Origin of the sequence: Streptomyces sp. SS1-1, assembly GCF_008973465.1 — a bacterium.
Taxonomy (GTDB): domain Bacteria; phylum Actinomycetota; class Actinomycetes; order Streptomycetales; family Streptomycetaceae; genus Streptomyces.
In genome coordinates this window covers 6,661,720-6,679,316 of the sequence record NZ_WBXN01000004.1, presented here as the reverse complement: position 1 = coordinate 6,679,316, position 17,597 = coordinate 6,661,720, and the positions used below count along the sequence as shown (strand labels likewise).

The 17,597-nt window shown below is 74.0% G+C and carries 21 protein-coding genes; 9 read left to right on the top strand and 12 right to left on the bottom strand.

Translation table 11 applies throughout. The annotated features are described in order from the left end of the window. The first annotated feature begins 115 nt into the window (after positions 1–115). Positions 116–502, top strand: a complete 387-nt coding sequence (gene trxA, locus F8R89_RS31950; RefSeq protein WP_151787232.1) for a thioredoxin — start codon at positions 116–118, stop codon at positions 500–502. Positions 503–569: 67 nt separating this feature from the next. Here trxA and F8R89_RS31945 read toward each other — a convergent pair whose 3' ends face one another. The 3 genes from F8R89_RS31945 to F8R89_RS31935 all read right to left on the bottom strand — a co-directional run bounded on the left by F8R89_RS31945 (position 570) and on the right by F8R89_RS31935 (position 4,088). Further along, positions 570–2,006, bottom strand: coding sequence for an aldehyde dehydrogenase family protein (locus tag F8R89_RS31945; RefSeq protein WP_151787231.1), 1,437 nt, complete (start codon positions 2,004–2,006; stop codon positions 570–572). A gap of 28 nt (positions 2,007–2,034) precedes the next feature. Then, complete coding sequence (locus F8R89_RS31940) at positions 2,035–3,207, bottom strand: 4-hydroxybenzoate 3-monooxygenase (protein WP_151787230.1); 1,173 nt, start codon at positions 3,205–3,207, stop codon at positions 2,035–2,037. Between the two features lie 206 nt (positions 3,208–3,413). Further along, complete coding sequence (locus F8R89_RS31935) at positions 3,414–4,088, bottom strand: TetR/AcrR family transcriptional regulator (RefSeq protein ID WP_192806289.1); 675 nt, start codon at positions 4,086–4,088, stop codon at positions 3,414–3,416. 99 nt (positions 4,089–4,187) lie between these two features. Here F8R89_RS31935 and F8R89_RS31930 point away from each other — a divergent pair, with 99 nt between their 5' ends. Further along, the gene (locus F8R89_RS31930; protein WP_151787229.1) at positions 4,188–4,751 is read left to right on the top strand and encodes an NADPH-dependent FMN reductase; all 564 of its coding nucleotides are present in this window, start codon (positions 4,188–4,190) and stop codon (positions 4,749–4,751) included. An 84-nt stretch (positions 4,752–4,835) separates the two neighbouring features. On the opposite strand, the gene F8R89_RS31925 is transcribed toward F8R89_RS31930, so the two are convergent. Beyond that, positions 4,836–5,717 carry an LLM class F420-dependent oxidoreductase gene (locus F8R89_RS31925; protein ID WP_151787228.1) on the bottom strand — a complete coding sequence of 294 codons (882 nt, stop codon included), beginning with the start codon at positions 5,715–5,717 and terminating at the stop codon, positions 4,836–4,838. 207 nt (positions 5,718–5,924) lie between these two features. Between F8R89_RS31925 and F8R89_RS31920 the strand changes: the two genes are divergently transcribed. After that, complete coding sequence (locus F8R89_RS31920) at positions 5,925–6,383, top strand: MarR family winged helix-turn-helix transcriptional regulator (protein WP_151787227.1); 459 nt, start codon at positions 5,925–5,927, stop codon at positions 6,381–6,383. A 60-nt stretch (positions 6,384–6,443) separates the two neighbouring features. Further along, positions 6,444–7,637: a CaiB/BaiF CoA transferase family protein gene (locus F8R89_RS31915; protein ID WP_151787226.1), complete on the top strand. Its 1,194-nt coding sequence runs from the start codon at positions 6,444–6,446 to the stop codon at positions 7,635–7,637. Positions 7,638–7,652: 15 nt separating this feature from the next. On the opposite strand, the gene F8R89_RS31910 is transcribed toward F8R89_RS31915, so the two are convergent. After that, the gene (locus F8R89_RS31910; protein WP_151787225.1) at positions 7,653–8,360 is read right to left on the bottom strand and encodes an SDR family oxidoreductase; all 708 of its coding nucleotides are present in this window, start codon (positions 8,358–8,360) and stop codon (positions 7,653–7,655) included. A 101-nt stretch (positions 8,361–8,461) separates the two neighbouring features. Between F8R89_RS31910 and F8R89_RS31905 the strand changes: the two genes are divergently transcribed. Further along, the gene (locus tag F8R89_RS31905) at positions 8,462–9,295 is read left to right on the top strand and encodes a helix-turn-helix domain-containing protein (protein ID WP_151787224.1); all 834 of its coding nucleotides are present in this window, start codon (positions 8,462–8,464) and stop codon (positions 9,293–9,295) included. Here F8R89_RS31905 and F8R89_RS31900 read toward each other — a convergent pair. Continuing rightward, a complete protein-coding gene (locus tag F8R89_RS31900) occupies positions 9,292–10,158 on the bottom strand; it encodes a fructosamine kinase family protein (RefSeq protein WP_151787223.1) in 867 nt (288 codons plus the stop codon). The two genes, F8R89_RS31905 and F8R89_RS31900, sit on opposite strands and share 4 nt — an antisense overlap. A 153-nt stretch (positions 10,159–10,311) precedes the next feature. Between F8R89_RS31900 and F8R89_RS31895 the strand changes: the two genes are divergently transcribed. Together F8R89_RS31895 and F8R89_RS31890 are read left to right on the top strand one after the other, a co-directional pair. Further along, positions 10,312–10,896: a hypothetical protein gene (locus tag F8R89_RS31895; RefSeq protein ID WP_225994553.1), complete on the top strand. Its 585-nt coding sequence runs from the start codon at positions 10,312–10,314 to the stop codon at positions 10,894–10,896. Between the two features lie 139 nt (positions 10,897–11,035). Next, on the top strand, positions 11,036–11,428 hold the full coding sequence (locus F8R89_RS31890; protein WP_151787222.1) for a luciferase family protein: 393 nt from the start codon (positions 11,036–11,038) through the stop codon (positions 11,426–11,428). 16 nt (positions 11,429–11,444) lie between these two features. On the opposite strand, the gene F8R89_RS31885 is transcribed toward F8R89_RS31890, so the two are convergent. The 5 genes from F8R89_RS31885 to F8R89_RS31865 all read right to left on the bottom strand — a co-directional run bounded on the left by F8R89_RS31885 (position 11,445) and on the right by F8R89_RS31865 (position 15,284). Further along, complete coding sequence (locus F8R89_RS31885; protein ID WP_151787221.1) at positions 11,445–12,773, bottom strand: enolase C-terminal domain-like protein; 1,329 nt, start codon at positions 12,771–12,773, stop codon at positions 11,445–11,447. Between the two features lie 97 nt (positions 12,774–12,870). Continuing rightward, positions 12,871–13,320 carry a TIGR03668 family PPOX class F420-dependent oxidoreductase gene (locus F8R89_RS31880; protein ID WP_151787220.1) on the bottom strand — a complete coding sequence of 150 codons (450 nt, stop codon included), beginning with the start codon at positions 13,318–13,320 and terminating at the stop codon, positions 12,871–12,873. 52 nt (positions 13,321–13,372) lie between these two features. Next, on the bottom strand, positions 13,373–13,636 hold the full coding sequence (locus F8R89_RS31875; RefSeq protein WP_151787219.1) for a hypothetical protein: 264 nt from the start codon (positions 13,634–13,636) through the stop codon (positions 13,373–13,375). Between the two features lie 181 nt (positions 13,637–13,817). Continuing rightward, positions 13,818–14,708, bottom strand: coding sequence for an SDR family oxidoreductase (locus tag F8R89_RS31870; RefSeq protein ID WP_151787218.1), 891 nt, complete (start codon positions 14,706–14,708; stop codon positions 13,818–13,820). A 174-nt stretch (positions 14,709–14,882) separates the two neighbouring features. After that, positions 14,883–15,284: an SseB family protein gene (locus F8R89_RS31865; protein ID WP_151787217.1), complete on the bottom strand. Its 402-nt coding sequence runs from the start codon at positions 15,282–15,284 to the stop codon at positions 14,883–14,885. 192 nt (positions 15,285–15,476) lie between these two features. Here F8R89_RS31865 and F8R89_RS31860 point away from each other — a divergent pair, with 192 nt between their 5' ends. Then, positions 15,477–16,130: a phosphoribosyltransferase gene (locus F8R89_RS31860; RefSeq protein WP_151787216.1), complete on the top strand. Its 654-nt coding sequence runs from the start codon at positions 15,477–15,479 to the stop codon at positions 16,128–16,130. 47 nt (positions 16,131–16,177) lie between these two features. Continuing rightward, positions 16,178–16,765 carry a GNAT family N-acetyltransferase gene (locus F8R89_RS31855; RefSeq protein ID WP_151787215.1) on the top strand — a complete coding sequence of 196 codons (588 nt, stop codon included), beginning with the start codon at positions 16,178–16,180 and terminating at the stop codon, positions 16,763–16,765. Between the two features lie 14 nt (positions 16,766–16,779). On the opposite strand, the gene F8R89_RS31850 is transcribed toward F8R89_RS31855, so the two are convergent. Further along, positions 16,780–17,559 carry an SDR family NAD(P)-dependent oxidoreductase gene (locus F8R89_RS31850; protein ID WP_151787214.1) on the bottom strand — a complete coding sequence of 260 codons (780 nt, stop codon included), beginning with the start codon at positions 17,557–17,559 and terminating at the stop codon, positions 16,780–16,782. Between the last annotated feature and the right edge of the window lie 38 nt (positions 17,560–17,597).

The window sequence follows — 17,597 nt, the reverse complement described above, 5'->3', positions numbered from 1 at the left end:
TCAGTCTTACGGGTGGTGTGCCGGCTGGCCACACGGGTACGCGCGCGGAATACGCGGCCGCGCGGCCGTGTTGTCGCCCACGCTTCGCCCGCCCACCCAGGAAGAGGGATACGCCATGAGCAGCACCATGGAGCTGACCAAGGAGAACTTCGACCAGACGGTCACGGACAACGACTTCGTCCTGATCGACTTCTGGGCGTCCTGGTGCGGGCCGTGCCGTCAGTTCGCCCCCGTGTACGAGAAGGCGGCCGAGGAGAACCCCGACCTGGTGTTCGGCAAGGTCGACACCGAGGCGCAGCCGGAGCTCGCGCAGGCGTTCGGCATCCAGTCGATCCCGACGCTGATGATCGTGCGGGACCGGGTCGCCGTGTTCGCCCAGCCGGGTGCCCTGCCGGAGGCCGCGCTGGCCGACGTCATCGGGCAGGCCCGCAAGCTGGACATGGACGAGGTCCGCAAGGCCGTCGCCGCCCAGCAGGAGCAGGCCGGGCAGAACGAGCAGTGAGGTCCGGTCCGGCCGCCGCACGGGTTCCGGGAGCGGAACCCGTGGGCCTGTGCCGGACCGGTCGCGTTCAGAAGGGGTAGCCCGCCACGTCGCCGCGGACCGTCGTCCAGCGCACGTCGGTGAACGCCTCCAGGTTGGCGTCGCCGCCGAAGCGGGCGCCGGTCCCGGACGCTGCGACACCGCCGAACGGGGCGACGGCCTCGTCGTTCACGGTCTGGTCGTTGATGTGCACGATCCCGGTCGGGATCCGCTCGGCGAGGTCCAGGCCCCGGGCCGCGTCCCGGGTGACGATCCCCAGCGACAGCCCGTACGGGCTCGCGGCGGCGAGTGCGGCGGCCTCGTCGGCGTCGGCGAAGGGGCGCACCGGCGCGACCGGCCCGAAGACCTCCTCGGCGTAGGCCGGGGAGTCGTCGTCGACGCCCGCCAGGACGGTCGGGCGGTAGAACAGCCGCTCATGGGTGCCGCCCGCGGCCAGTTTGGCGCCGCCGGAGGCGCTGGCCTCCACCAGGGAGCGGACCTTCTCCAGTTGCCCGCCGTCGATGAGCGGGCCGAGGTGGACCTGGTCGCGGTGCGGGTCGCCGACGGCGAGCGCGTCGGCCTTGGCGGCGAGGCGCTCCACGTACTCCTCGTACAGCGACCGGTGCACCAGGTGCCGGCCCGTCGTCATGCAGATCTGGCCCTGGTGGAAGAACGACCCCCAGGCGGCCGTGGAGATCACCGCGTCGAGGTCGGCGTCCTCCAGGACGATCAGGGCGGAGTTGCCGCCGAGTTCGAGGTGCGCGCGCTTGAGATGCCGTCCGGCGGCCTCGCCGACGGCCCGGCCCGCGGCCGTGGACCCGGTGAACGAGACGACCGGGACGTGCGGGTCGGCGACCAGCGCCTGCCCGGCCTGCGCACCGCCCGGCAGGACGTGCAGCAGGTCCTCGGGCAGGCCGGCCTCGGCGAAGACGGCGGCGAGGGCCAGGCCGCCGCAGACGGCGGTGCGCGGGTCGGGCTTGAGGACCACGGCGTTGCCGAGGGCGAGCGCCGGGGCGACGGAGCGGATGGACAGGATCAGCGGGGCGTTGAACGGCGCGATCACCCCGACGACCCCCACGGGCACCCGGCGCGTGTACGACAGGCGGGGTGCCTCGGTGGGCAGGACCTGTCCGGCCGGGCGGGAGGCGAGGGCGGCGGCCTCGTAGCACTCCTGGGCGGCGACGTGCAGTTCGAAGTCTGCCTTGCCCGGGATGGAACCGGACTCGCGGACGAGCCAGGTGCGCAGTTCGTCGGCGTGGGCCGCGAACAGGTCGCCCGCCTTGCGCAGGACCGCCGCGCGGGCGAAGTGCGGCAGCCGCGCCCATGCGGCCCGGGCGCCGTCGGCGGCCCGCGCGGCGGCGGTGACGTCGTCCGCGCCGGCCAGTGTGACGGTGCCCAGCGCCTCGCCGGTGGCCGGTTCGGTCACCGTGTGTGTGCCTCCCGAGAGGGGGCGGGGCTGCCAGGACTGGGGGTCGAGCAACGGCATGACGACTCTCCGTTCGGTCACCGGGGGTTCACAGGGGGAGCGGAAGTCCCGAGTAGTTCGCGGCCAGTTCGGCGGCGGCCTCACGGGATGCAGTGATCCGGCGCAGCCGGGCGAGCTGCATCCGGTGGTCGAAGGCGTCCCCGTCGGGTCGTGTGTGCAGCATCCTCGTCATGTCGTCCGAGAAGCGGGTGGCCTGCCAGACGCGCTGGAGGCACAACTCGCTGTAGTGGTCGAGGACATGGGTGTCGCCGGCGCGGTGCCACTCGGTGAGTCCGCGGGCCAGGACGCGGACGTCGGACACGGCGAGGTTGAGGCCCTTGGCGCCGGTGGGCGGGACGATGTGGGCGGCGTCCCCGGCCAGCAGGAGCCGGCCGTGCCGCATCGGCTCGTGCACGAACGCCCGCATCGGTGTGACCGACTTGGCGGTGATGGGGCCGCGGCACAGCGTCCAGTCGTCGTCGACGGCGAAGCGTGCGGCGAGTTCGTCCCAGACGCGGTCGTCGGGCCAGTCGCGGGCGTCGGTGCCCTCGGGCACCTGGAGGTAGAGGCGCGACACCGACGGGGAGCGCATGCTGTGCAGCGCGAAGCCGCGTTCACTGCGTGCGTAGATCAACTCCTCGCAGGACGGGGCCACTTCGGCCAGCACGCCCAGCCAGGCGTACGGGTAGGCGCGCGTGTACGACCGGCCGGCCGGCAGCACGCCCCGGGAGATGCCGTGGAAGCCGTCGCAGCCGGCCACCCAGTCGCAGGTCAGGGTGCGCTCCCGGCCCTCGTGCCGGAACCGTACGACCGGTGCCGTGCTCTCCGGCTTTTCCACGGCGAGCGCCTCCGCGCCGAACAACAGCGGGGGCCCTTTGGCGAGTTGGAGCGCGACGAGGTCCTTCACGATCTCGGTCTGCGCGTAGATGGTCACCGTGCGGCCGCCGGTGAGGGACGGGAAGTCGACGCGGTGGCGTTCGCCGTCGAAGCGCAGTTCGATGCCGTGGTGCACCAGGCCCTCGGTGTCCAGCCGTGCGGCGGCGCCGGCCTCGCGCAGGGCGTCGACGGTGCCCTGCTCCAGCATCCCGGCGCGCTGGCGCTGCTCGACGTACTCCCGCGACCGGCTCTCCAGCACCACGCAGTCGATCCCGGCCCGGTGCAGCAGCCGGGCGAGGAGCAGCCCGGCGGGGCCGCCGCCGATGATGCCGACCGTGGTGCGCATGCACGCCTCCCTGGCGTCGACGCCGCGTGCCCCGCGCACGGTTCGGCCGGGGCCGCGGTGCGCCACCGTCACCGCGGGGTCGGCCGGCTCCGCGCGTGCGACGGCCGGACGGCAGTTCGATGTGGACCGTGCCCAGCCTAGGCGGCGGCAGCCGTCCGGGCATCAGGTCGTCGGCACCGATCTTCTCGGCGGCCCGCGCGGGTGGGTCAGGCGTCGGTGCCGGTCACCCGGGCCACGAGGTCGATCCAGCCCTTCTCCAGCCGCTCCAGGGGCATGCCGCGCTGCCGGGTGAGGTGGTTGATGAGGGCGGGGTCGAGGGAGGCCAGGAGTGTGTGCGCGAGCAGGTCGCAGTCGGCGCCGGGCCGGATCTGCCGCAGCAGCATCGTGACGTGGGTGTGCAGGGCCTGCTGGAAGGGGTGGGCGAAGCGCCGGGAGGGCTCGGGCTGGGCCGCGAGCTGCAGGTCCAGCTGCTCCGCGCACCGGTAGAGCACGGCGAGCCCGAAGGCGCGCAGCCGGTCGACCGGGGGTGCTCCGGGGCCCAGCGGGGGCGGGCCGCCCATGAAGTCGGCCTGGAGCGTGCGCGCCGAGTGGTCGAGCAGGGCCAGGAGCAGGCCGGTGCGGTCGCCGAACCGGCGGAACACTGTGCCCTTGCCCACACCGGCGGCAGCCGCGACGGCCTCCATGGTGACGCCGGCGGCGCCGTGCTCGGCGATCAGCCGGGAGGCAGCCTCGAGCAGCCGGGCGCGGTTGCGGGCCGCGTCGGCCCGCAGGCACGGCTCGTCGGAGGCGGCGCCCACGTCGAGCACCGGGGGTGTGCCGAGGGACTCCTCCGGCTGTGGGAACGGCGGCAGAGCGGCGGACATGAAGCCAGCGTAAAGCATCGGGAATGAAACTGGACCGTAGTCCGCTTAGGATGCTAGAAGTTAAACGGACCCCGGTCCGGATCGTTTCGGCAGTGTTTCAGCATCCTTGGAGTTCGCATGTCTGTTCGCATCCTCGCGCTCGTCGGCAGCCTTCGCGCCGGTTCGCACAACCGTCAGCTGGCGGAGGCGGCCGTCAAGCTCGCTCCCGAGGGCGCCGAGGTCGTGCTGTTCGAGGGCCTGGCCGACATCCCCTTCTACAACGAGGACATCGACGTCGAGGGCGGTGTCCCCGCCACGGCCGCCGCGCTGCGCGAGGCCGCCCAGTCCGCCGACGGCTTCCTGCTCTTCTCCCCCGAGTACAACGGCACCATCCCGGCCGTCCTGAAGAACGCCATCGACTGGCTGTCCCGCCCGTACGGCGCCGGCGCCTTCGGCGGCAAGCCGGTGGCCGTGATCGGCACCGCGTTCGGCCAGTACGGCGGCGTGTGGGCGCAGGACGAGGCCCGCAAGGCCGTGGGCATCGCCGGCGGCAAGGTGCTGGAGGACGTCAAGCTGTCCATCCCGGGCTCCGTGACCCGCTTCGCCGAGACGCACCCGGCCGACGACGCCGAGGTCGCCGCCCAGCTGGCCGAGGTCATCGCGCACATCCACGGCCACGCGGGCGAGAAGATCGCCGCCTGACCAGGCACCCCCTGAGGGCCGGAGCCGAGCGCTCCGGCCCTTCGTGACGTCCGGCCCGCCGAGGGTCGGCCCCACCGCCGGGGGTCAGCCCAGAGCGGCCAGCCGCGGCACGGCGGGAGCCGCGAACTCCTCGACGAACGCCGCCGGCCGTCCCGTGCCCGGCGACAGGATCATCGTGTCGATCCCGAGCCCCGTGTACTCCTCGGCGTCCCGGGTGAAGGCGTCCAGGTCCCCCCGGCCCGCGGCCTCACCGCCGTAGACGAGCGTCCTGCGGATCGCGTCGTAGTCGCGCCCCTCGGTGTCGCAGTGGCGGCGCAGCACGTCGAGCTTGTGCGCGACCTCCTTCGGCGAGGTGGCGAAGAGGTTGCACGCGTCGGCGTACCGGGCCACCAGCCGCAGCGTCTTCATCTCGCCGCCCCCGCCGATCATGATCTCGGGACGGGGCGAGGAGAGCGGCGCCGGGACGTTCAGGGTCTCGGCGAGCCGGAAATGCCGGCCCTCGAACGGGCCGTCGGCCTGCGGGTCCCACATCCGCAGGCAGATCCGCAGGGTCTCCTCCAGCCGTTCGAACCGCTCGGCGACCGGCGGGAAGGGCACGCCGAGCCCCACGTGCTCCCGCTCGTACCAGGCCGCGCCGATGCCGAGCGTGGCCCGGCCCCCGGACAGCACGTCGAGGGTCGTCACGATCTTCGCCAGCAGGCCGGGATGCCGGTACGTCACACCGGTCACCAGCGCCCCGAGCCGCACCGTGGAGGTGTGGGCCGCGAGGTAGCCGAGGGTCGTGTACGCCTCCAGCATCGGGTCCTCGGCGCGGTCGTTGAACTCCATCTGGAAGTAATGGTCCATCACCGACAGCCGGCTGACCCCGCCCGCCTCGGCGGCGGCGCCCACGGCGGCGAGTTCGGCGCCGAGCGCCGGACCGCCTCCGGGGTGGTCGAACCGGCTGATGTGCACACCCACCCGCATGGCTGCTCCTCCGTCCACCGGACCAGGGCGGTCCGTCACGGCGACGCTAGGCGCTCGAGTGCGCTCGAGGTGAAGGACGTACGCCGGAAGGAGGACGTGTGCCGAGAAGGAGCCCGGTGCTTGCACGCGCCCTATAGCCGCATCGGCGGGAAATTGCGCGGATGTCCTATCCTGGAAGGACCCACTGTGTACGGAGGCTTCGGGGCCATGACAGCGACGGATCCCTCACTCACCGCCCTCGCCCAGGGCTGGTGCGCCCTCTCCCTGCTCCACGGCAGGATCGAGGCCCACATCGAACGCGCCCTGCAGAGCGAACACGACCTCAGCGTCCGCGAGTACTCCCTGCTCGACGTCCTCAGCCGCCAGCACCACGGCGAAGGCGGACACCTGCAGATGAAACAGGTCGCCGACGCCGTCGTCCTCAGCCAGAGCGCCACCACCCGCCTCGTCACCCGCCTCGAGGACCGCGGCCTGCTCTCCCGCTACCTCTGCCCCACCGACCGACGCGGCATCTACACCGACGTCACCGACGCCGGACTCCGCCTCCTCGACCAGGCCCGCCCCACCAACGACAAAGCCCTCCGCGAAGCCCTCGACGACGCCGCCCGCAACCCCGAACTCGCCCCCCTCGTCCGGGCCGTCGAGACGCTCCACCTGCCCGCCTGACCTGGACCGCGGCCGGCCCGTCATTGACGTGATCTTCGGCGGGGCCGTACACATGGCGTCATGAGCACCCCGCGCCTCCCCCTCGCCGGCATCACCGTCGTCAGCCTCGAACAGGCCGTCGCCGCGCCCTACGCCACCCGGCAGCTCGCCGACCTCGGCGCGCGGGTGATCAAGGTGGAGCGGCCCGGCGCCGGGGACTTCGCCCGCCGGTACGACACCACCGTGCACGGGCAGTCCAGCTACTTCGTGTGGCTGAACCGCTCCAAGGAGTCCCTCACGCTGGACCTGAAGTCCGAGCGCGGGCGGGAGATCCTGCACGGGCTCCTGGACGGCGCCGACGTCTTCGTGCAGAACCTGGCACCGGGCGCGGCCGGCCGGCTCGGCCTCGGGACGGCGGCGCTCGCCGAGCGGTGGCCCCGGCTGATCCCCTGCACGATCTCCGGCTACGGCACCTCCGGGCCGTGGGCCGGCCGCAAGTCGTACGACCTGCTGGTGCAGTGCCAGACCGGGCTGGTGTCCCTGACCGGGGACGCCGGGAGCGGCGCCCGCGTCGGGATCTCCGTGGCGGACATCGCGGCCGGCATGTACGCCTACAGCGGCATCCTCACCGCGCTGTTCACCCGCGCCACCACGGGGTCCGTCCACCCGGTCGAGGTGTCCCTGTTCGAGGCGCTGGCGGAGTGGATGGGGCAGCCCGCCTACTACACGGAGTACGGCGGCACCCAGCCCGAGCGGCTGGGCACCCAGCACCCCACGCTCGCCCCGTACGGCGCGTTCACGGCGGCCGACGGGCGGCAGGTGCTGCTCTCCATCCAGAACGAGCGCGAGTGGGCGGTGCTCTGCGCCCGGTTCCTGGGGCGGCCCGAGCTGACCGACGACCCGCGGTTCGCGACGAGTTCGGCCCGGGTCGCGCACCGCGCCGAGGTCAACGCCGTCGTCGCCGAGCGCTGCGCCCGCTCGGGCGCCGAGGAGATCCTGAAGGAGCTGGAGGACATCGGCGTAGCCTGCGCGGGCGTCAACGACGTGGCCGCCTTCCTCGACCACCCGGTGCTGGCCGCCCGCGGCCGCTGGGGGACGGTGGACGTGCCGGGCGGCGCGAGCGTCCGCGCCCTGCTGCCTCCGGCCGACCTCGTGGGCGTGCCCGCGCGGATGGACCCGGTCCCCGCGGCCGGCGAGCACACCGACGCGATCCTCGCCGAACTCGGCCACACCCCCGAGGAGATCGCGGCCCTGCGCGCCGACGGCGTCGTCTGAGGCACCGCCCTCGCGTCACCAGGGCAGCGGCCCGTGGATGTCGAAGTAGCCGCCGGTCGGGCCGTCGGGGCCGACCTGCGCCATCCGCACGATGACCTCGGCGCCCTCCTCGACGCTCTGGGTGCCGGTGCGGCCGTTGAGGTCGGTGGCGGTGAAGCCGGGCTCCACGGCGTTGATCCGCAGGGCGGGGAACGCCTTGGCGTACTGCACGGTGATCATGTTGACCGCCGTCTTGGAGGACGGGTAGGCGAGGGCCTGGTAGAAGTGCGCCGGCGATGCGGGGTCGGACAGCCCGGCCAGCGAGGCGAGGCCGCTGCTGACGTTCACCACGACGGGTGCCGGGGAACGCTGGAGCAGCGGCAGGAAGGCGTGGGTCACGCGTACGACACCGAAGACGTTGGTCTCGAACACGGTGCGCATCTCGTCGGCGGTGGTGTCACCGGCGGCGGGAATGCTGTTGTCCGGGCCGCGCAGTTCGATGCCGGCGTTGTTGACCAGGACGTCGAGCCCGCCGTCGGCCTCGACGGTCTTCGCGGCGGCCTGGACGGAGGCGTCGTCGGTGACGTCGAGCAGCACGAACCGCGCGCCGATCCGTTCGGCGGCCGCCCGGCCGCGCTCGGCGTCCCGGGCGCCGACGTACACGGTGTGACCGGCCCCGACGAGCCGGCGGGCCGTCTCCAGGCCGAGTCCCTTGTTCGCTCCGGTGATGAGTGTCGTCGTCATGCGTCCAGCCTCCTGCGCGGCGCGGCCCGCTGCCAGCAGTCCGGTCTTCCTGGGACCACCGGTACCAGGCATCCGCCCGGCGGACGGTGTTCACTGGGGGCATGACGGCGACGGAACTCGGGCGGGCCCTGCGCCGCTGGCGGGACCGGGTCCCCCCGCAGGCCGCGGGGCTGCCCACGGGCGGGCACCGCAGGGCGGCCGGGCTGCGCCGTGAGGAACTGGCCCTGCTGGCCGGGATCTCGGCCGACTACGTCACCCGGCTCGAACAGGGCCGGGCGAGCAACCCGTCCGCGCAGATCGTGGAGGCGCTGGCCCGCGCCCTGCGGCTGTCGGCGGACGAACGCGCGCATCTGTTCCGGCTGGCGGAGCTGGCGCCGCCCGGCCCGGAGACGGTCCCCGGGCAGCTCACGCCGAGCGTACGGCGGCTGCTGGACCGGCTGAGCGGCACGCCCGTCGGGGTCCACGACGCCTCCTGGACCCTGCTGGAGGCGAACCCGCCGTACGCCGCCCTGATGGGCGACCCGCGCGAGCTGCGCGGGTTCGAACGCAACGGTGTGTGGCGGGCGTTCCTCGGTCCGCGGGGCCGGGTGCGGCACACGGAGCGGGAACACCGGGAGTTCCAGGCGGGGATCGTCGCCGACCTGCGGGCCACGGTCAGCCGTTATCCCGAGGACCCCCGGCTGCGGGAGCTGGTGGCGCGGTTGCGTGAGCGCAGTGCGCGCTTCGCCGAGCTGTGGGAGTCGGGCGCGGTCGGCCGGCACGAGACCGGCCGGAAGGTCGTCGACCACCCCGAGGCGGGCCCCCTCACCCTGGACTGCGACATCCTCGCGGTGTCCGGCAGCGATCTGCGGCTCATGGTCTACACGGCCGAGCCGGGCACCCCGGACGCCGAACGCCTCGCACAGCTCTCGGCCGGTCTGACGCCGGTCTCCTAGCTGCGCAGGGCCGCCCGCGCCGCCGTGAGAGCCTGTTCGGCGTAGCCGCGGCCGAACAGGACGGCGTGGACGAGGAGCGGGAAGAGCTGGTGCAGGCCGACGCGTGCGGTCCAGCCGTCGGCGAGCGGCGCCCGCTCCCGGTATGCGTCCAGGACGCGGTCCAGGTGGGGGCAGCCGAAGAGCTGGAGCATCGCGAGGTCCGTCTCGCGGTGCCCGCCGTGCGCGGCCGGGTCGATCAGCCGGACGTGCCCGTCGGCGCCCCACAGCACATTGCCGTTCCACAGGTCGCCGTGCAGGCGCGCGGGTGGTTCGGCGGGACCCGCCAGCTCGGGCAGCCGGGCGCAGACCTGCTCGAACACGGCCGCCTCGGCGGGGCGCAGCGTGCCCGTGTCGACGGCCCCGCGGACGTACGGCAGGACGCGGTGCTCGGCGTACCAGGCGGGCCAGTCGGGGCCGGTGGTGTTGCGCATCGCGGCGCGGCCGATGTACGCGTCCTCGGGTCCGCCGGGTGGGGGCGCGCCGAACGCGGGGGCGCCCGCGGCGTGGAGTGCGGCGAGGTCCCGGCCGAACCGGTCGGCGGCCGCCGCGCCGGGCCGGCCGGTGGCGACCCGGTCGGTGACGAGCCATCGCGCGTCGTGGCCGTGGACCCGGGGGACGCGCACGGAGCGGGCGTCGGCCAGCCAGCGCAGTCCGGCGGCCTCGGCCCGGGCGGCCCCCTCGCCGTCGCCGCGCTTGACCACGACCACGCGCCCGTCGTCCAGGGTCACTTCGGTCAGCGTCGCGGTCAGGGGCCGTTCACCGGTCACGGAACGCCCCGTGAAGTGCGCGGCCGCCGCGCCCGGGCTGTCGAAGCTGCTGTGCACGGGGTCCAGCGTACGGCGCGTGACGGGGGCCGGCCCGGGGGCGCGGGCGGGGCTTGTCCCCCGTGCGGACCACGAAGTTCCGTCCGCGTGCAACCTTTCCGTCAAGTCGGCTGTCTCCTCTGATATCAGGCACTTCACCTCTCTGGGGACACAATGGGACGAACAAGAATGGCGGTGGCGGCGACCGTCGCCGCGCTCGTGGCCGCCACGTCGGCCGTGGCGGCCGTCCCGGCCACGGCCGCCACGACCACCACCAAGGCCACGGCCTGCCCCACGGGTTGGGGCAGTCAGGCGGAGATCCGCTCGGCCGCCACGATGAAGTCGGTGACGGACGTCAGGACCGGCCGGCACGCCTGCTTCGACCGCATGGTCGTCGACGTCCCCGGCGCGGGCACCGGGCGGCTCGGCTACACCGTGCAGTACGTGAGCCGCGTCCACCAGGACGGTTCGGGGCGTCCCGTCACCGTCGGCGGCGGGGCCGTGATCGAGGTGCGGGTCGGCGCGCCCGCCTACGACGCCGGCAGCGGCAGGCCCACGTATCCGGCCCGGGCCGGTCAGCGGCTGCCGGGGGTGAACCTCACGGGATACCGGACGTTCCGGGACACCCGGTTCGTCGGCAGCTTCGAGGGGGACACGCAGATCGGACTCGGCGTCCGGGCCCGGCTGCCGTTCCGGGTGTGGGTGGCGGACGGCCGGATCGTCGTCGACGTCGCGCACAACTGGACCGGGGCGCGGTAGGTCCGTTCCGCCCCCGGAGCCCCTTTGGTGGCGCACGCCGCCCGCCGCCCTGGTCGCGGGCGGTGTGTGCGTCCTCACGCGCCGATTACGGTTCGCCCAACCCCTGGTTGCCGGGCCATGATCGCGCGACTATGGGGCCATGACACTGGCCCAACGCGCCATGGAACGCCTGGAAGTCTGGCCCGACCTCAGTGCGGGCCCGGCCGGCTGTGGCGCGGGGCGGGCCCTGCGCTCCGCCCACAGCGAGATCGTGCACTTCCACTCCGACCGGGACGTGGATCTGCATCTCACCCTGCCCGCGATCCAGCGTTTCGGGCGGAACCTGTGGGAGTCCACGGCGGTGCGGCTGGTGCCGGGGTCGCGCTGGGTGACGCTGCATCTGGGCTGCGAGGCGGACGTCGATCTGCTGATGAGCCTCGTCAGTGTCGCCCTGAAGGCCCATCAGGGCGGCCCGCCGCCCGACGGGCCGCCGCACTGGGCGGCCTGCAATTTCCGCCGGGTGACGGTCCTTCCGCGCGCCGAGGCCGGCTGACGGGACGCGCGGCCGGTCAGCGCACGAGACAGGGCCGCTTGGGGTCGAAGGTCCAGCCCTCGACGAGGTACCGCATCCCGGCGGCGTCGTCCCGGCCCGACAGGGCCTTCTCGCGGTGGAGTTCGTGGGCGGCGAGGAGCCGGTCGCGGTCGAGCCGGACACCCAGTCCGGGGGTGTCCGGCACGGCGACCTCGCCGCCGGTGATCCTGGGCGGTTCCACAGTGAGCCGTTCGCGGCCCTCCTGCCAGATCCAGTGGGTGTCCAGGGCGTTGTACTCCCCCGGTGCCGCGGCGCCGCAGTGGGCCATCATCGCCAGCGAGATGTCGAAGTGGTTGTTGGAGTGGCACCCCCAGGTCAGCCCCGACGCGTGGCACAGCTGGGCGACGCGCACCGAACCCTGCATCGTCCAGAAGTGCGGGTCGGCCAGCGGGATGGACACCGACTGCAGGGCGAGCGCGTGGGTCAGCTGCCGCCAGTCGGTGGCGACCATGTTGGTGGCCGTGGGCAGTCCGGTGGCCCGGCGGAACTCCGCGAGCACCTCCCGGCCCGAGTAGCCGCCCTCCGCGCCGCACGGGTCCTCGGCGTAGGCCAGGGTGCCGACGAGCGGACGGCACAGCTCGACGGCCTCGCGCAGCGACCAGGCGCCGTTGGGGTCCAGGGTGATCCGCGCGTCCGGGAAGCGGTCCTTGAGCGCGCGGACGGCCTCGACCTCCCGAGGTCCGGGCAGGACGCCGCCCTTGAGCTTGAAGTCCCGGAAGCCGTACAGGGCGTGGGCGGCCTCGGCCTGCCGGACGATCGCGTCGGGGGTGAGTGCCTCCTCGTATCGCAGGCGGTACCAGTCGACCGGTGAGCCGGGGTCGCGGACGTAGTCCAGGCCGGTGCGGTCCGCGTCGCCCACGAAGAAGAGGTAGCCGAGCATACGGACCGTGTCGCGCTGCTTGCCGTCGCCGAGCAGGGCGGCGACCGGCACCTCCAGGTGCTGTCCGAGCAGGTCGAGCAGGGCGGACTCGACGGCCGTGACCGCGTGCACGGTGGTGCGCTGGTCGAAGGTCTGCGCGCCGCGTCCGCCGGCGTCCCGGTCGGCGAACGCCGCTCCGATCGCGCGCAGGACCTTCTGGTAGTCGCCGACGCGGGCGCCGACGACCAGCGGCCCGGCGTCGCGCAGGGTCCGGGTGATCGCCTCGCCGCCGGGCACCTCGCCCAGTCCGGTGCGGCCCTCGGAGTCCTCCAGGACGACGACGTTGCGGGTGAAGTACGGGGCGTGCGCGCCGGACAGGTTGAGAAGCATCGCGTCGCGTCCGGCGACCGGATACACGGACAGGCGGGTGACGACGGGCTGGGTCATGACGGGACGCCGATCTGCGGGAGCTGGCCGAGCTGTCTACATATGAAGACGGAGGTTACGTCCGTGGACGGCCCCGGGTCAATGGCGTCCCGGACGGTCAGCTCGCCGAGCCGTACTTCCAGCCCGTCCAGTGCAGGACGGACACCACGATGACCGGTCCCTCGGGCGGCCGGTCCACGTACTGCGGGTACTTGCCCCGCAGCAGCTCCACCGCCGTCTCCCGTTCCGCGCGGGCCTCCTCGCCGGGGGCGCCGGGTTCGAGGACGCGGGCGCCGCCGTCGGCGCGCACCCACCAAAGCCGCTCCCAGTCGTCGTCGTACCGGTCCGCGAGCAGGCAGACGGCCGGGTGGACGGCGATGTCGTGCAGCCGCGCCGGGCGGGGGGTGCGCTTCGGCTTGTGGTCGACGGCGGTCACCACGTCGTCGCCGCGCACCGCGAAGACGACCGGCACCAGATGCGGGCGCCCCGAGGGCGCGATCGTCGCCAGCCGTGCGACCCGCTCAGCGGCGAACCGCTCCCGTGCCTCGTCCTGCTCCATGTCCGGCATGACGGCTCCTTCGGCATGACGGCTGTTTCGGCCGGGGGCGCGGGCCGCGGTGTCACGAGTCGGGTGACGCGTCCGCGGTGTCGTCCGACGTGCTGTCCGAGCCGCGCGCGGTCCAGTCGTAGGGCCCGCCGCCGCGCCACTCGATCAGCTCGGGGTCGTCGACGGCCCGGTCCTCGGCGGGCAGGCCCGCGCGGTGGACCAGGTCCATCACGTCGAACAGGCTGTACGCGGTGCCCGTGGTCTCGCCACGGATCGTCACCGGACGCCCGCCGTCCGGCTCCGGTGGCTGCACCACCACTAGGGGACGCGTGCTCATGACACCACCATGCGCTCTCGACGGCCGCCGCGCAGCCCGGCGTACCGGACGGTCAGTCGGACGGCCCAGCGTCCTGGGGCGGGTCTGCTGCCAGTCATGCCGCCGCCCTACCCACGCACACGGGACCCACACCCGGCGGCGGGTGAGAATCCCGTGTGCGCGGCCGGCGGGCGGCGGACGGCTACGGCAGCGGGGTGCCGCCCGTCGCGTTGACGATCTCCGCCGTGATGAAACTGGCCTCCTGGGAGGCGAGGTAGACGTAGGCGGGGGCGAGCTCGGCCGGCTGGGCCGGGCGGCCCATGGGGCTCTGCTTGCCGAACTCGGCCGTGTCGGGCAGCGTCGCCGGGATCAGCGGCGTCCACACCGGGCCCGGCGCGACGGCGTTCACGCGGATGCCGCGCTCGACCAGCATCTGGGCCAGCCCCTGGGTGAAGGTGACGATCGCGCCCTTCGTCGTGGCGTAGTCGAGCAGATGCGGGCTCGGCTTGTACGCCTGGACCGACGTCGTGTTGATGACGCTGCCGCCCTCGGGGATGTGCGGCACGGCGAACTTCGTCAGCCAGAACATCCCGTACAGGTTGGTGCGCATCACGCGGTCGAACTGCTCGGTGCTGATCGCCTCGATGCCGTCCGGCTGGGACATCTGGTAGGCGGCGTTGTTCACCAGCACGTCGATCCGCCCGAACTCCTCGACCGCACGCTCGATCAGCGCCCGGCAGTTGTCCTCGTCCCGGATGTCGCAGGACACGGCGACCGCCTTGCGGCCGGCCTCCTCGACCAGCCGTGCCGTCTCGCGGGCCTCCTCGGCCTCCTCGTCCAGATGGGTGAACAGGACGTCGGCGCCCTCCCGGGCGAAGGCCAGCGCGACGGCCCGTCCGATGCCGGAGTCGCCGCCCGTGATGACGGTCGCGCGGCCCTCCAGCCGGCCGGAGCCGCGGTAGCTGTCCTCACCGTGGTCCGGCGGCGGGTCCATCGGGCCGGTCCAGCCCGGGTGCGGCTGGTCCTGGTCGGGGAAGTCGGGCTGCGGGTGCTGGGTGGCCGGGTCTTGCTGCCGGTGCTGCGGGTCGGTCACGACGGCCTCCTGGACCGGTGGAACGGGTTCGATCCGGGACCGGGTGCCCGCTCCGCGCATGGCCAAAAGCGATCGCGGAAGCCAGAAGCGATCAAGCCGGACACCCCCCGGACGCCGGCGCACCCCGTGCCCCGTACCCCCCGCGCCCCGCGGCCCGTGCCCCGCGGCCCGTCCTCAGGCGTCCTCGTCGCGGTCGAGCAGCGCCCGTACGCCCTGCGCGGTCAGCGCGAGCTGCTCGGGCGACCCGGCGTCGATCACCAGGGACAGCTCGTCGGAGGGCCAGCCGTGGGCCAGCGCGCCGAGCCGGACCGTGTGGTGCCGGCGCGTCTGCGGCATGGCCTCCTCCAGCCGGGCCGACGACGTGAAGACCGGCACCAGCGAGGTGCCGTCCTGCTGTTCGAACACCGGGAGCGTCAGGGCGGCCGGGCCCGGGCCCTCGCCGTCCGCCGCGGCCGGCACCAGCACCTCGCTGTCCGCCAGTGTGCTCAGCGCCGTCTGGTCGGCGCCCTTCTCCACGACCGTGCGCAGGGCGTCCTGCGTGGCCGCTGCCGTGTTGTCGAAGTGGGGGTCGGTCATGGTGCGTCCCCTCGCCCTGGGAGTCGCCGCGGACCGGGTCAGGGGCGGCCCGTCCGGTGCGCGGCCGGACGCACCGGGTACCCCCGGTCCGGCACCGTATGTGGGCGGGCGCCGGGCCGTCCGTCCGGTCCGGCGTTTCGCCGGGGGCGGGCCGGGCACCCGGCGCCCGCGCCGACGCCGAGGAGGAGTCCCATGTCCTTCCGCGACCGCACCCACGCCGGACGGGAACTGGCTCTGCGCCTGGCCGGCGGGACCGGTTCCGGCGATCCCTTCGACCCGGTCGTCCTGGCCCTGCCGCCCGGCGGTGTGCCCGTGGCGGCCGAGGTGGCCCGCGCGCTGCAGGCGCCCCTGGACGTCCTGGTCTCCGGGGAGATCAGCACGCCGGTCCGGCCGGAGACCACGATCGGCGCGCTCGTCGCCGACGACCCGCCGCTGTACGACCGCAACAGCCTGGCGATGATGCATCTGTCGGAGGACCGGCTCGGCGACATCGTCGTGAACGAGCGCAACGCGCTGCACCGGCGCGAGTACCGCTATCGCGGCCGGCGGCCGCTGCCGTCCGTCGAGGGCCGCACGGTCGTCCTCGTGGACGACGGGCTGACCACCGGGCTGACGGCCACCGCGGCGCTGCGGTTCGTACGCCGTCACGGGCCCGCGCGCCTGGTGCTGGCGGTCCCGGTCGGCAGCCCGCGCACGGTCCGCGCGCTGCGGGCCGAGTGCGACGACCTGGTCTGTCTCGTCCAGCCGCCCGGGCTGCACGCGGTCGGCGAGTGGTACGAGGACTTCGGCGCGGTCTCCGACGAGGAGGTCACCGGGACGCTGCACGCGTTCCGGACCCCCGTCTGACGAAAACGGCCTGCGTCCCGGCGGTGGATCATGGCATCGTGCGCGCCATGGACTTCGACGTGCGCCCCGCCGACGTCTTCGAGGACGTCCGTGCCGTGATCGGACCCAGGTCGCCCACGGCGAGCGTCTGCTGGTGTCTGAGCCACCGCCTCCCCGCGAAGGCCGAGAAGCAGCTGCGCGGCCCGGACCGCGGCGCGTACGTCGCCGGGCTGTGCCGCGCCGAACCGCCGCCCGGGGTCCTCGCCTACGACGGCGACGAGCCGGTCGGCTGGGCGGCGGTCGCACCCCGCGCGGCCACGTCGTACGCCCGCAGCCGCACGATCCCGCACGTCGACGATCTGCCGGTGTGGTCGTTGTGGTGCCTGCGGGTGCGGCCCGGCCACCGTGGGCGGGGCGTCACCCACTCCCTGATCGCCGGGGCGGTCGCGTTCGCCCGCGACCGGGGGGCGCCGGTGCTGGAGGCGTACCCGCTCGACAACGGGGACGCCCGGGCCGACGTGACCATGGCGTACGCCGGTCTGCGCCGGAACTTCGAGCGGGCCGGTTTCGCGTACGCCGCCGACACCACGTCCGTGCTGGCCGGGCACCCCCGCGTCCTGATGCGGCTCGACCTGCGCCGGCAGGCCGCCGTATGAAAGACCTGGTGGACCTAGTGGACGGAGAATCCGCCGTCCACGAAGACCGACTGCCCGGTGACATAGGCCGAGGCCCGGCTCGCCAGGAACACGGCGGCGCCCGCGAAGTCCTCCGCCAGCCCGTTGCGCCCGATGAGCGTGCGGGCGGCGAGCGCGGCGACCTTCTCCGGGTCGGACGACAGCCGGGCGTTCAGGGGCGTCATGACGAACCCGGGCACGAGCGTGTTGCAGGTGACGCCGTACGGCGACCACGCCTCCGCCTGGGAACGGGCCAGTGACTCCAGGCCGCCCTTGGAGACGCCGTAGGCGCCGCTCTGGACGAGGGCGCGGTGGGCCTGCTGGGAGGTGATGTGGATGATCCGTCCGAAGCCCCGCTCGGCCATGCCGGGCCCGAACCGCTGCCCCAGCAGGAACGGCGCCTCCAGGTTCACGGCCAGGGTGGCGTCCCAGACGTCCTCGCCGAGCTCGCCCAGCGGGGGCCGCAGGTTGATGCCGGCCGAGTTGACGAGGATGTCGGGCTCGCCGAACACGGCGGCGGCCTCCTCGGCGGCCGTGCGCACGCCGTCCCGCGTGCTCAGGTCCGCGCTGACCCAGGCGGCGCGGCAGCCGTGCTCCTCCAGGGCGGCGACTGTGGCGGCGAGTTCCGCCTCCCGGCGGGCGACGACCACGACGCGGGCGCCGGCGCGGGCCAGCGCCTCGGTGATGGCGCGGCCGATGCCGGAGCTGCCCCCGGTCACGACGGCGACCCGGTCGTCCAGGGAGAACAGTTCGGAGAGGTAGGTCTGCGAGGTCATGACCGCACCCTACGGGTGGGCCGTGTGAGCCCCGCCGG